Origin of the sequence: Pseudomonas fluorescens (assembly GCF_012974785.1) — a bacterium.
Classification (GTDB): Bacteria; Pseudomonadota; Gammaproteobacteria; order Pseudomonadales; family Pseudomonadaceae; genus Aquipseudomonas; species Aquipseudomonas fluorescens_BT.
Genome location: NZ_CP027561.1, coordinates 5471542 through 5483320, shown reverse-complemented (window position 1 = coordinate 5483320; position 11779 = coordinate 5471542). Strand labels below are relative to the sequence as shown.

Genomic DNA, 11779 nt, shown 5'->3' with positions numbered 1-11779 from the left:
TTTGGGGACTGGCGACAGCCTGAGGCTTATAAAAACGGGGTATCAAAAGATCGCAACCTGCGATCTTTTGATTTTCATCGGCTGGCCTTCGCCGTCAGCTGCTCCCGGCAATAATCGGCAAACAACTGCGCCGGTTTGGTCAGTTGCCCGCGTTTGAGCCACGCCGCTACCAGCCCCGAGCCGGTGACGTCTTCGACGATGTCCACGCACACGACTTTCTTGCCGTCGTAGGTGCATTCCGAATGCGGTCGGGTCACCAGGATCGAGAAGCCGAAGCCCTGGCCGACCATGCCGCGCACCATTTCGATCGACGGTGAGCTGAACTCGATGCGCGGCGACAGGCCGAGTTCTTCGAACAGGCTGACGAAGTAGGTGCGGCTCGGTTGCACGTCGAGCAGGATCATCGGTTCCAGGCACAAATCCCGCAGCGAAACCTGCTTGAGCTGGGCGAAGCGGTGATCTGCCGGGAGCAGGGCGTAAGGCCGTTGGGCCGGCATCAGCGGTTCGGTTTCGATGGTGGCGTCGAGGTCGTGTTTGTACAGGATCGCCAGGTCGAAAGTGCCCGAGGTCAGGCCTTGCACCAGTTCCTGCTGTTCGCCGTCGCGAATGCGGATTTTCACTCCCGGATACAGCGCCGAGAAGCCTGCAATCAACTGCGGCAGGTACAGCGGCGCGACGGTTTCGAAACAGCCGATATCGATCTGCCCGGCCACCACGTCGTTGTCGGCGAGGGCGTTCTGTTCGAACTCCTTGGCCATGCGCAGCAGTTCCTGAGCCTTGCGGAAGAACCGCGCGCCGCTGGGTGTCAGGGACACGCCCTGAGCGTGATGACGGATCAGCAGTTGCACGCCGAAGCTGTCTTCCAGCCCCTTGATTGCCGTGGAAATCGCCGGTTGTGCGATGTACAGCTTGCGCGATGCTTCGGCGACGCTGCCGCATTCGACGGTGGTGATGAAGTATTTCAACTGACGCAGGTTGTAAGCGGCCACGGTGAACCTCAAAGCGAACGGATTTCACATCCAAGCAATTTGTACGCCGCCGGCCTCCGTTCTGTCGGCGGTTTTTTTTGTCCCTGAACAATAGCCCCATACGCGCGCGAAGGGGCCATCGGCTGGTTACCTTTTTTATTGTCTGGGAAGACATTTTTACTGGTTTTAGCGCGCACGGGCCTGAGCGACTATCGACCCCGCACTGTTCTCAAAAGAATAAAAGTCCAAGGAGCAACCACCGTGTTCGAGCTTGCAGACTGGCAGCGCAAGGCCGCTGAATTGAGTTTTCCCAATCAGGCCGTGATCGACGGCAAGTTGCGTGCGGCGCAGTCGGGGCAGACCTTTGCCGCGATCAACCCGGCCACCGGCCAACTGCTGGCAAACGTCGCCGCGTGCGGTGAAGAGGATGTCGATGCAGCGGTGAAAAATGCGCGGCAGGTGTTCGAAGCCGGCACCTGGGCCGGGCGTTCACCGACCGAGCGCAAGCAAGTGCTGCTGCGTCTGGCGGATCTGATTCTGGCCCATCGCGAAGAGCTGGCGCTGCTCGATTCGCTGAACATGGGCAAACCGGTGATGGACGCTTACAACATCGACGTGCCGGGCGCCGCCGGGGTGTTTCGCTGGTACGCCGAAAGCCTCGACAAACTCTACGATCAGATCGCGCCAAGCGCCTCGAATGTGCTGGCGACCGTCACCCGCGAAGCGCTGGGCGTGGTCGCCGCCGTGGTGCCGTGGAATTTCCCGCTGGACATGGCCGCGTGGAAACTCGCGCCGGCGCTGGCGGCGGGCAACTCGGTCATTCTCAAACCCGCCGAGCAATCACCGTTTTCCGCATTGCGTCTGGCCGAGCTGGCGCTGGAGGCCGGGTTGCCGGCCGGCGTGCTGAACGTGCTGCCGGGGCTCGGCGAGCAGACCGGCAAAGCCTTGGGTCTGCACCCGGATGTCGATTGCCTGGTGTTCACCGGCTCGACACAGGTCGGCAAATATTTCATGCAGTACTCCGCGCAGTCGAACCTCAAGCAGGTGTGGCTGGAGTGCGGCGGCAAGAGCGCCAATCTGGTGTTCGCTGACTGCAAGGATCTGGATCTGGCGGCGCAGAAAGCCGCGTTCGGGATCTTCTTCAATCAGGGCGAAGTCTGCTCGGCCAACTCGCGGTTGCTGGTGGAACGCTCGATCCATGACGAGTTCGTCGAGCGACTGAAGGCTCAGGCCGAACGCTGGCAGCCGGGCGATCCGCTGGACCCGGCGAGTGCGGCCGGGGCGATTGTCGACAGCCGTCAGACCGAAAGCATTCTGCGCTTCATCCATCAGGCCGAACGCGAAGGTGCGACCCGCGTCTGTGGCGGGCGACAACTGAGTTTCAACGGTTCGGATAACTACGTTCAGCCAACGATTTTCACCGACGTGCAGCCGCACATGACCCTGTTTCGCGAAGAAGTGTTCGGCCCGGTGCTGGCGGTGATGCCGTTCGATGACGAGGCCCACGCCGTGCAACTGGCCAACGACAGCGTCTACGGTCTGGCGGCATCGCTGTGGACGGACGACCTGCACCGCGCGCACCGGGTGGCGCGGCAATTGCGAGCCGGTACGGTGTCGGTCAACAGCGTCGATGCGCTGGACGTGACCGTGCCGTTCGGCGGTGGCAGGCAATCCGGTTTCGGCCGCGATCTGTCGCTGCACTCGTTCGACAAATACACCCAGTTGAAAACCACCTGGTTTCAACTGCGCTCATGACAGCCGCTCACAACAAAAAAGGAGATCCGGCGATGACCACCTCACGTGAAACCCGCGACTACCAGGCCGCCGATGCAGCGCACCACATTCATGCGTTCGTCGACCAGAAGGCCCTCAACGACGAAGGCCCACGGGTGATGGTGCGCGGTGATCGCCTGCACCTGTGGGACAACGACGGTCGGCGCTACCTCGACGGCATGTCCGGGCTGTGGTGCACCAACCTCGGTTACGGGCGCAAGGATCTGAACGCGGCGGCGAGCCGGCAGCTGGAGCAGTTGCCGTACTACAACATGTTTTTCCACACCACCCACCCGCAGGTGATCGAGCTCTCCGAGCTGCTGTTCAGCCTGCTGCCGGGGCACTACAGCCACGCGATCTACACCAACTCCGGCTCCGAGGCCAACGAGGTGCTGATCCGAACCGTGCGCCGTTACTGGCAGGTGCTGGGCAAGCCCGAGAAGAAAATCATGATCGGCCGCTGGAATGGCTATCACGGTTCGACCCTGGCCGCGACGGCGCTTGGCGGCATGAAGTTCATGCACGAAATGGGCGGGATGATTCCCGACATCGCGCACATCGACGAGCCGTACTTCTTCGCCCACGAAGGCAACCTGACCCCGGCTGAGTTCGGCCTGCGGGCGGCGCAGCAACTGGAAGCGAAGATCCTCGAACTGGGCGCCGACAAGGTTGCAGGTTTCATCGCCGAGCCGTTCCAGGGTGCGGGCGGAATGATCTTCCCGCCGGAAAGCTACTGGCCGGAAATCCAGCGCATCTGCCGTAAATACGACGTGCTGTTGTGCGCCGATGAAGTGATCGGCGGCTTCGGTCGCACCGGTGAGTGGTTCGCTCACGAGTACTTCGGTTTCGAGCCGGACACCCTGTCCATCGCCAAAGGCCTGACCTCCGGTTACATCCCGATGGGTGGTTTGATCCTGTCGAAGAAAATGGCCGACGTGCTGGTGGAGCAGGGCGGTGTGTTCGCTCACGGTCTGACTTATTCCGGGCACCCGGTGGCGGCGGCGGTGGCGATTGCCAACCTCAAGGCATTGCGCGATGAAGGCGTGGTGACGCGTGTCAAGGACGACATCGGCCCGTACCTGCAACAGTGCCTGCGCGAGGTGTTCGGCAATCACCCGCTGGTGGGCGATATCCAGGGCACGGGCATGGTCACGGCGTTGCAGCTGGCCGAAGACAAGGCCACGCGCAAGCGCTTCGCCAATGAGAACGATATCGCCTGGCGCTGCCGCACGATCGGTTTTGAAGAGGGGGTGATCATTCGCTCGACCCTGGGGCGGATGATCATGGCGCCGGCGTTGATTGCCAGTCGTGAAGAGATCGATGAGCTGGTGGGAAAGACCCTGAAAGCGGTTGATCGTACGGCGCAGGAATACGGTCGGCTCTGAGGTATTCGTAGGGCTCAAGGCCCCCATCGCGAGCAGGCTCGCTCCCACAGGTTTATCAGTCGTTCACAAAATTGTGATCCGCCTCGATAACTGTGGGAGCGGGCTTGCCCGCGATTGCGTCAGTCGATTCAACATCGTTTTTGCTGTCTTGCACCCCCTCCGTGCACCCCCGCCAGACGCGCCCTTTCGCGGTGCGCACTACCCAGTTTTTTCATCGTTCGCGTCTAACTATTTCCTCGTTTTCCTGACGCCAAGCCTGGGTCAACATCGATTTCGCCAGCCAAGGCATTGCCCGCCAGAGTCCAGCAGAGACCGCAGCGTGCGATCGCGACACCACGGCTGGCCGTACTGCCCATGACAACTAAATCAACAGCGTTGGGAGTGCTCCATGAACAAGTCCTTGTTTACCCGTCTTGCAGGTCCTCTGGCGATTTCCGCCCTTTGCGTCACCGCCGCTCAGGCCGGCACCTTGTCGATCGGCCACACCACGTGGGTCGGCTACGGCACCCTGTACCTGGCCCAGGATCTGGGCTACTTCAAGGAGAACGGCCTGACCGTCGAATTGCCGGTGGTCGAAGAAGCGTCGATGTACATGGCCGCCCAGGCGTCCGGGCAATTGTCCGGCTCGGCCTCGACCATCGACGAAGTGCTCAAGTACCGCCCGCAGTTCTGCTTCAAGGCCGTGGCCGCGCTGGATGACAGCCATGGCGGCGACGGCGTGCTGGTCGGCAAGAACGTGAAGAGCCTGCAAGAACTCAAGGGCCAGGCCGTGGCCGTCAACGAAGGGTCGACCTCGCAGTTCTGGCTCTCGTACCTGCTGAAAAAGAACGGCATGAGCATGAGCGACATCACCGTGCAGAACATGACCGCCGACGATGCCGCCACCGCGTTCATCGCCGGTCGCGTGCCGGCCGCCGTGACCTGGGAGCCGCATCTGTCGATGGTGCGCGACAAGCAGCAGGGCAAGGTGCTGATCGACAGCAGCAGTACGCCGGGGGTGATCGTCGATGTGGTGGCGCTCAACTGCACGGTGATCGAGAAGCAGCCGGAAGACGTCAAGGCGCTGGTCGCCGGTCTCTACAAAGCGGTGCAGTACACCAAGGACCATCCACAGCAAGCTTACGAAATCATGGCCAAGGGTGTCGGCGGTTACCTGTCCGATCCGAAGGAACTGGCCGCTGCCGCGCAGGGCGTGCGTTTCTACGATCAGGCCATGAGCGAAAAACTCCTTGGCTCGCCGGGCAAGCCGGGTGACAGCGCACCGCTGATCAAACTGGCCAACGAAACCGCCAGCGAATTGCAGGGCAAGCCCTACAACGTCAGCAATGACGATCTGGTGGATAACCGTTTCGTCAGCCCGCTCTAGGAGACTGGTCATGTTCAAGCGCAATTCATGGCTGAGCCGCTGCATCACGCCGAAGACCGGATTGCCGGTGCCGGTGGTATGGAGCGCCAGCGGTCTGGCCTGGGTGTTGCTGGTCGGCCTGTGGGCCGGGTTGTCCTACGGCGGCATCGTGCCGGGGATGTTTCTGCCGACGCCCGGTGCGGTGGTTGAAGCGGCGGTGCGCCTTAGCCGCGACGGCACCCTTGGCCAGCATGTCTGGGCCAGTGTCGAAGTGGTGATGGTCGGCTTCATCGTGTCGTCGCTGGTGGCGGTGCCCCTGGGTCTGCTGATGGGCAGCTTTCGCATCGTCCAGGCGTTCCTCGAACCGCTGGTCAATTTCATTCGTTATCTGCCGGTGACCTCGTTCGTGCCGCTGTTCATCCTGTGGATCGGCATCGGTCTGGAGCAACGGGTGTCGGTGATCATTTTCGGCGTGTTCTTCCAGCAACTGGTGATGATCGCCGACGTGTCCAAAGGCATCTCCAAGGACTTGATCAACGCCTCCTACACCCTCGGTTCCAACCGGCGTGACGCGGTGCTGCATGTGATCGCCCCGGCATCGTTGCCGGGTGTGCTCGACACCCTGCGGGTGACCATGGGCTGGGCCTGGACCTATCTGGTGGTCGCCGAACTGGTCGCCGCCTCGAGTGGCCTCGGTTACTTGAGCCTCAAGGCCATGCGCGGCTTTCAGGTCGACGTGATTTTTCTCGCCATCGCGATCATCGGCCTGCTGGGTCTGGTCACCGATCAACTGTTCCGCTTTTTGCGTTTGAGGATTGCCGCATGGGCTCAGTAACCGCTGCCAACCGTCGTTTCATCGAGCCGGTCGCCGCACCGGCACTTGCCGCGCCAAGGTTGCAGGTGGACAAGGTCAGCCTGCGCTACAGCAAACCCGGCGGCGGTACGTTCACCGCGCTGGAAGAAGTGTCGTTCGAAGTGCCGGATCAGCAATTCGCAGTGCTGGTCGGGCCATCGGGTTGTGGCAAGTCGAGCCTGCTGTACCTCACCGCCGGCCTGGCCGAGCCGACGTCCGGCGAGATCTACGTCGGCGGCCAGCAAGTGCAGGGTCCCGGCGCGGATCGCGGGATGGTGTTCCAGAGCTACACGCTGTTCCCGTGGCTGACGGTGCGGCAGAACGTCGAGTTCGGCCTCAAGCGCCGGGGCATGCCGGCGGCGCGGCGAAAGGAAATTGTCGATCACTATGTCCACGAGGTCGGTTTGTCCGGGTTCGCCGACAACTACGCCAAGCAGCTGTCCGGCGGCATGATGCAGCGGGTGGCGATTGCCCGGGCGCTGGCCAACGACCCGCAGATCCTGCTGATGGACGAACCCTTCGGCGCCCTCGACAGCCAGACCCGCCTGCAAATGCAGCAGCTGTTATTACGGGTGTGGGGCAACAGCAAGAAGACCGTGCTGTTCGTCACCCACGACATCGATGAAGCGATCCTGCTCGGCGATCGGGTGTACGTGATGGGCGCACGGCCCGGACGGATCAAGCAAATTCTCGATGTACCGATCGAGCGCCCACGCACGCTGGACATGGTCATGGAGCGCTCGTTCATCGACATGAAGCGGCAGATCTTCGGGCTGTTGCACGACGATCTCGAAGAGGCTCACTGAGACCACCGCCGAACGTGTGGGAGCGAGCCTGCTCGCGATAACGGTGTGTCAGGCAACAAATCGTCAACTGACCGATCGCCATCGCGAGCAGGCTCGCTCCCACAGGTACAGCAGTCAGTTGGGTGGCAGGAGGAACCGCGCAATCACCGGTAGATGATCGGAAATGCGCAACGTATCGTCCTGACGCACCGTGGCTTCGACCCGTTTGATCTTCGGGCTGTAGAACAGGTAATCGACCGTGCGGTCCGGGCCGTTGAGGCCGGGGTCGTTGGGGTAATGGGTCAGCCATTTGGCGCGGTCGATGCCGCTGGCTTCATTGTTGGTCGGGATCATCGGATACTTGTCCCACAACAGGTGCAGCGCACTGTCCACGGAGTAGGGCGTGCGCTGTTCGACCGGCAGGCGCCGGTACTGGCCGAGCGGCAACAGGTTGAAGTCGCCTCCGATCAGCCACGGCGTGCCCTGGCTTTCGTGTTTGTCGAGAACCTTGGCCACCGCCGTCACCTGCGCCTGCAAGGTTTCGTCCGGCTGCACGGCGCGATCCAGATGCGTGTTGAACACCATCAGTTGCCCGCCATCGCTGAGCGGCAGGGTGGTGGCGAGCAGGGCGTTTTTCGGCTGGAACTGACGGCTGATGATGTTCGACGGCTGCACCGGCAGTTGCAGGCGCTCGGCGTGTTCGATGCGGTAGCGGCTGAGGGTCGCGAGTTGCCGGCCGACGCTGCCGAAGATATGCGGATCCGGGACGAAATCGGCCTTCCAGTCGAAGGCGTGGGCGCTGCACGGGTAGAGGTCGGTGAGGCGTTCCTGCAACAGCTTGAGCTGGTTCTGATAGTCGCTGGCCTTGGCGCCATCATCCAGTTCCTGGATCAACACCACGTCGGGTTGCTCGTCGCGGATCACCCGGGCCACTTCGTCAAGGCTGAACGCCATGTCTTCCTGAGTCGGGGCCTCATCATCGCCGTGGGCCAGGTCGTTCCAGAACACATAACGCTTGCCGGCCAGGTATTGCACGTTCCAGGTCATGACCTTCAGCGCCTGGCCGGGCACCAGTGTTGGCGGTTGCCCGATGCAACTGACCGGCAGGGTCTCCCGGGCGTCGGGGCGCCAGGTCAGGCTGAAAATCATCACGCCGATCAGGGCGACGGCCAGCAGCACGAAGAGCAGGATGTAGCGCAGTAGACGGGTCATGGCTCGGCTTATAGCGATACGGAAGTGGTCCCGAGCATACCCGAGACCCGTCGCTCAGCCCAAGCTCAGAGCGGTCAGACCCTTCCGTCACGTTTGTCGGGCAATTCGCTGATCAGCATGAACAGGCGGAACAGCACCACGCTGGTGAACAGCTGCAGGAAGCTGTGACCACTGTCGATCAGTACCGCGATCAAAGGATTCTGCGGATCGGGATAGACCTGCAGAGTCAGACCCTTGAGCAGCCACAACGGCCCCATCACACACAGGATGCACACCAGAATCCGCAGGAAATGCCCGCGGCTCAGGCGCAGGCTTTCCTTCATCGCCTGCAACGGGCCGTAGCCGCGCAGCACCAGCAGGTATTCACCGAAGGCCAGGGTGACCATCAGCCACAGGCCTGGCAGGAAATACAAGGACAGACCGAGCAGGATCAGCAGCGTGTTGAGTGCGGTGAGCACAGCAAAACGCGGCCACAAACGCGCCGCCATCGCCAGCAAGTCGAGGGTTTGCGGGGATTCGCCACGGGTGCGGGCGTCGAGAAACAGGATCAGCGCAGCGGTGTACAGCGGGTAGACCAGCAGGCCGACGATCACGCTGATGGCCGAATAACCGTCCGGGTCGCTGGCGTGATCGACCACCTGTTGCAGCGCGGCTTCGAGGATCACCAGCGGCAGGCACAGCTGGACGATCCGGGCCAGATTGCGTTTAAAGAAATACAGAGAGTCACGCAGCACATCGAAGGCATTCATCAGTCGGTATCGCAGGTCAAAAACAGTGGCTCACTTTAACCGATGATGTGCTGAAGGGCGCAAACGTAAACGTTCGGTAAAGACCATTGAAACATTCTGTCACTGCCTCCATTACGTAGGTGCGCCTCCTCCACCGTGGACGAGGGCAACGTTATCCCCGGCAATCTACGAGGTCGCCATGAACAGCGAAGAGCAAACCCTGATCGATGGACTGTTTTCCCGGCTGCAACAGGCCGAAACGGAGGCAGCCCCGCGCGACGCCCTGGCCGAGGCGCGGATCAAGGAACACCTGACGCGCCAGCCGGCCGCAGGCTATTTCATGACCCAGGCGATTCTGGTGCAGGAGGCCGCGATCAAGAGCCTCGACGAACAGAACAAACAATTGACTCAACAGGTTCAGCAACTGCAGGCCGAACTGCAATCGGCCAAGGCGCAAAGTGCAGCCCCGGCGCCGAGCGGCGGCGGTTTCCTGTCGAGCATCTTCGGCGGCAGCAGCTCACGCCCGGCACCGACCCAGAGCGCCCCGGCGTCCACTGGCGGTTGGCGTGAACCGGCTCCGCAGCAGAACTTCGGTGCACCCGCGCCACAACAGAACTTCGGCGCGCCACCACCGGGTTATGGCCAGCAACAAGCGGCACCGGCCGCGGGCAGCAGCTTCCTCGGCGGCGCCCTGAAAACCGCTGCCGGCGTGGCGGGTGGCGTGATGCTGGCACAAGGCATCAGCAGCCTGTTCCATCACAACCAGCAGCCGGAAGAAATCGTCGAAGTGATCAAGGAAGAGCCTGCGCAAGTGGCCGACCAAGGTAATAACGGTTGGGGCGATGACCAGCGCATGGCCAACAACGATTCCTTCGGCAACAATCAGGGTGGCTTCACCGACACCGACTACAGCGATGACAACTCATCGTTCTTCGATGACGACGATTCCTTCGTCTGACTCACCATTCGTCCGGGGCGCCTGAGCGCCCCGGGCCGATTATTCGCGGAACCTTCCTTCGGGCTGGCATACTGAGCGCCTTTTTCGGGCCTGGTGCCTGATCCGGCTCATGCGCGTCAGCGCTCACAGGAACTCCGGTGAAAAAAATCGCAGTGTTCGCCGATGTGCAGAACCTCTACTACACCGTCCGCCAGGCCTATGGTTGCCACTTCAACTACGCGGCGCTGTGGGCGGATGTCAGCCAGCACGGGCAGATTGTCGAGGCCTACGCCTACGCGATCGACCGGGGCGACAGCAAACAGCAGCAGTTCCAGCAGATCCTGCGCAACCTCGGTTTCACCGTGAAACTCAAACCCTACATCCAGCGCAGCGACGGCTCGGCCAAGGGCGACTGGGACGTGGGCATCACCCTCGACATCATGGACGCCGCCGACCACGTCGACGAAATCGTGCTGGCCTCCGGTGACGGCGATTTCGACATGCTGCTCGAACGCATCATCAACAAACACGGCGTGCAAGCGGTGGCCTACGGCGTGCCCGGCCTGACCGCCAACTCGCTGATCCGCGCCGCCAGCCGTTATGTGCCGATTGAAGGCTCGTTGCTGTTGAAAAATTGAGCCCTGCTCAAGAATTGATTTGGACGGAGTACAACCCGGTTTGGAACGCATTGCAGTCATCGACTTTGAAACCACCGGCATCTCGCCGAGCAGCAGCTGCCGGGCCACGGAAATCGCCGTGGTCATGCTGGAAAACGGGCGCATCGTCGAGCGTTACCAGAGCCTGATGAACGCCGGCGTCCGCATCCCGGCCTTCATCGAGCAACTCACCGGCATCAGCAACGCCATGCTGCGCACCGCGCCCCCGGCCGAACAGGTGATGAATGAAGTCAACGAATTCGTCGGCTGCACACCCCTGCTGGCGCACAACGCAGCGTTCGACCAGAAGTTCTGGGACTTCGAACTGGGCCGGATCAAACGCACCCGCCTGCAGAACTTCGCCTGCTCGCTGCTGCTGGCCCGTCGCCTGATGCCGGCGGCGCCGAACCACAAGCTCGGCACGCTCACGACCTTCGCCCAACTGCCGCATACCGGTCAGGCGCACCGGGCGATGGCGGATGCGGAGATGGCGGCGAACCTGCTGGCGCATTTGGCGGATGAGTTGCGGCACAAGCACGGCGTGCGCGAGCTGTCGCACGACTTGCTGTGCAAATTGCAGAAAGTCCCGGCCGCCAAAGTCGGCGAACACCTGCAGCGCTATCGCTGATTTTCAGGCAAACACATTTCCCTGTGGGAGCGGGCTTGCCTCAGGGTTTGCCATTGCCTTCGATATGCCCCAACGGCACCCGCTTCTCTATCGCACTCGACAACACGATCGACGTCTTGCTGAACCCGAATTTCGCCACCCGGTTGATCAGCTCTTCCAGCTCGGTCATCGAGCCCACGGCGGCCTTCATGATCACGCACGGATCGCCCGTCACTCGAAAGCACTCGGTCAGTTGCGGAATTTTCACCAGTTCGTCGTAGACCTTTTGACTGCCGTTCTGGTGGAGGCGCAATTCGATCACGCACTGGATCGGCAAGCCGATTTTCGACAGGTCGATGTTCGCCTGATACCCGGTGATTACTCCGGCCGCCTCAAGTTTGGCCACGCGCTCGGCGACGGCGGGGGCGGAGAGGTTCACTTTGCGGGCGAGGTCGGCGTAGGACGCGCGACCGTTTTCGAGCAGGGCGCCGAGCAGCATGCGGTCGTATTTGTCCAAGGTCGGACTCCTG

Annotated in this window: 12 protein-coding genes; 8 read left to right on the top strand and 4 right to left on the bottom strand. The window is 61.9% G+C overall.

Annotated features, from left to right (window positions below; all coding sequences use genetic code 11):
* Positions 1-74: 74 nt before the first annotated feature.
* On the bottom strand, positions 75-989 hold the full coding sequence (locus tag C6Y56_RS24985) for a LysR family transcriptional regulator (RefSeq protein ID WP_007958716.1): 915 nt from the start codon (positions 987-989) through the stop codon (positions 75-77).
* A 240-nt stretch (positions 990-1229) separates the two neighbouring features.
* Between C6Y56_RS24985 and C6Y56_RS24980 the strand changes: the two genes are divergently transcribed.
* The 5 genes from C6Y56_RS24980 (at position 1230) to C6Y56_RS24960 (ending at position 7130) form a co-directional block, all read left to right on the top strand.
* Positions 1230-2723 carry an aldehyde dehydrogenase gene (locus C6Y56_RS24980; RefSeq protein ID WP_169432044.1) on the top strand — a complete coding sequence of 498 codons (1494 nt, stop codon included), beginning with the start codon at positions 1230-1232 and terminating at the stop codon, positions 2721-2723.
* A 32-nt stretch (positions 2724-2755) separates the two neighbouring features.
* Complete coding sequence (locus C6Y56_RS24975; protein WP_169432043.1) at positions 2756-4126, top strand: aspartate aminotransferase family protein; 1371 nt, start codon at positions 2756-2758, stop codon at positions 4124-4126.
* A 388-nt stretch (positions 4127-4514) separates the two neighbouring features.
* Positions 4515-5492 (top strand): ABC transporter substrate-binding protein, encoded by a 978-nt coding sequence (locus C6Y56_RS24970; RefSeq protein WP_169432042.1) that lies wholly within the window; start codon positions 4515-4517, stop codon positions 5490-5492.
* Between the two features lie 10 nt (positions 5493-5502).
* Complete coding sequence (locus tag C6Y56_RS24965) at positions 5503-6306, top strand: ABC transporter permease (RefSeq protein WP_007958721.1); 804 nt, start codon at positions 5503-5505, stop codon at positions 6304-6306.
* Complete coding sequence (locus tag C6Y56_RS24960) at positions 6294-7130, top strand: ABC transporter ATP-binding protein (protein WP_064382153.1); 837 nt, start codon at positions 6294-6296, stop codon at positions 7128-7130. Before C6Y56_RS24965 ends, C6Y56_RS24960 begins: the two co-directional genes overlap by 13 nt.
* A gap of 114 nt (positions 7131-7244) precedes the next feature.
* Here C6Y56_RS24960 and C6Y56_RS24955 read toward each other — a convergent pair whose 3' ends face one another.
* Together C6Y56_RS24955 and C6Y56_RS24950 are read right to left on the bottom strand one after the other, a co-directional pair.
* Complete coding sequence (locus C6Y56_RS24955) at positions 7245-8321, bottom strand: endonuclease/exonuclease/phosphatase family protein (protein ID WP_169432041.1); 1077 nt, start codon at positions 8319-8321, stop codon at positions 7245-7247.
* Positions 8322-8395: 74 nt separating this feature from the next.
* Complete coding sequence (locus C6Y56_RS24950) at positions 8396-9070, bottom strand: YciC family protein (protein ID WP_169432040.1); 675 nt, start codon at positions 9068-9070, stop codon at positions 8396-8398.
* Positions 9071-9248: 178 nt separating this feature from the next.
* On the opposite strand from C6Y56_RS24950, the gene C6Y56_RS24945 reads away from it, so the two are divergent.
* The 3 genes from C6Y56_RS24945 to C6Y56_RS24935 all read left to right on the top strand — a co-directional run bounded on the left by C6Y56_RS24945 (position 9249) and on the right by C6Y56_RS24935 (position 11270).
* Positions 9249-10007 (top strand): DUF2076 domain-containing protein, encoded by a 759-nt coding sequence (locus C6Y56_RS24945; protein WP_169432039.1) that lies wholly within the window; start codon positions 9249-9251, stop codon positions 10005-10007.
* A gap of 137 nt (positions 10008-10144) precedes the next feature.
* The gene (locus C6Y56_RS24940; protein ID WP_169432038.1) at positions 10145-10624 is read left to right on the top strand and encodes an NYN domain-containing protein; all 480 of its coding nucleotides are present in this window, start codon (positions 10145-10147) and stop codon (positions 10622-10624) included.
* A gap of 40 nt (positions 10625-10664) precedes the next feature.
* A complete protein-coding gene (locus tag C6Y56_RS24935) occupies positions 10665-11270 on the top strand; it encodes a 3'-5' exonuclease (RefSeq protein ID WP_169432037.1) in 606 nt (201 codons plus the stop codon).
* Positions 11271-11310: 40 nt separating this feature from the next.
* On the opposite strand, the gene C6Y56_RS24930 is transcribed toward C6Y56_RS24935, so the two are convergent.
* Positions 11311-11766: an Lrp/AsnC family transcriptional regulator gene (locus tag C6Y56_RS24930; RefSeq protein ID WP_169432036.1), complete on the bottom strand. Its 456-nt coding sequence runs from the start codon at positions 11764-11766 to the stop codon at positions 11311-11313.
* Positions 11767-11779: the final 13 nt, after the last annotated feature.

Excerpts from the sequence above, each read along its gene's own strand:
- C6Y56_RS24945 (WP_169432039.1), top strand. The coding sequence starts at position 9,249 with ATGAACAGCGAAGAGCAAACCCTGATCGATGGACTGTTTTCCCGGCTG.
- C6Y56_RS24955 (WP_169432041.1), bottom strand. The coding sequence starts at position 8,321 with ATGACCCGTCTACTGCGCTACATCCTGCTCTTCGTGCTGCTGGCCGTC.
- C6Y56_RS24975 (WP_169432043.1), top strand. The coding sequence starts at position 2,756 with ATGACCACCTCACGTGAAACCCGCGACTACCAGGCCGCCGATGCAGCG.
- C6Y56_RS24960 (WP_064382153.1), top strand. The coding sequence starts at position 6,294 with ATGGGCTCAGTAACCGCTGCCAACCGTCGTTTCATCGAGCCGGTCGCC.
- C6Y56_RS24970 (WP_169432042.1), top strand. The coding sequence starts at position 4,515 with ATGAACAAGTCCTTGTTTACCCGTCTTGCAGGTCCTCTGGCGATTTCC.
- C6Y56_RS24950 (WP_169432040.1), bottom strand. The coding sequence starts at position 9,070 with ATGAATGCCTTCGATGTGCTGCGTGACTCTCTGTATTTCTTTAAACGC.
- C6Y56_RS24965 (WP_007958721.1), top strand. The coding sequence starts at position 5,503 with ATGTTCAAGCGCAATTCATGGCTGAGCCGCTGCATCACGCCGAAGACC.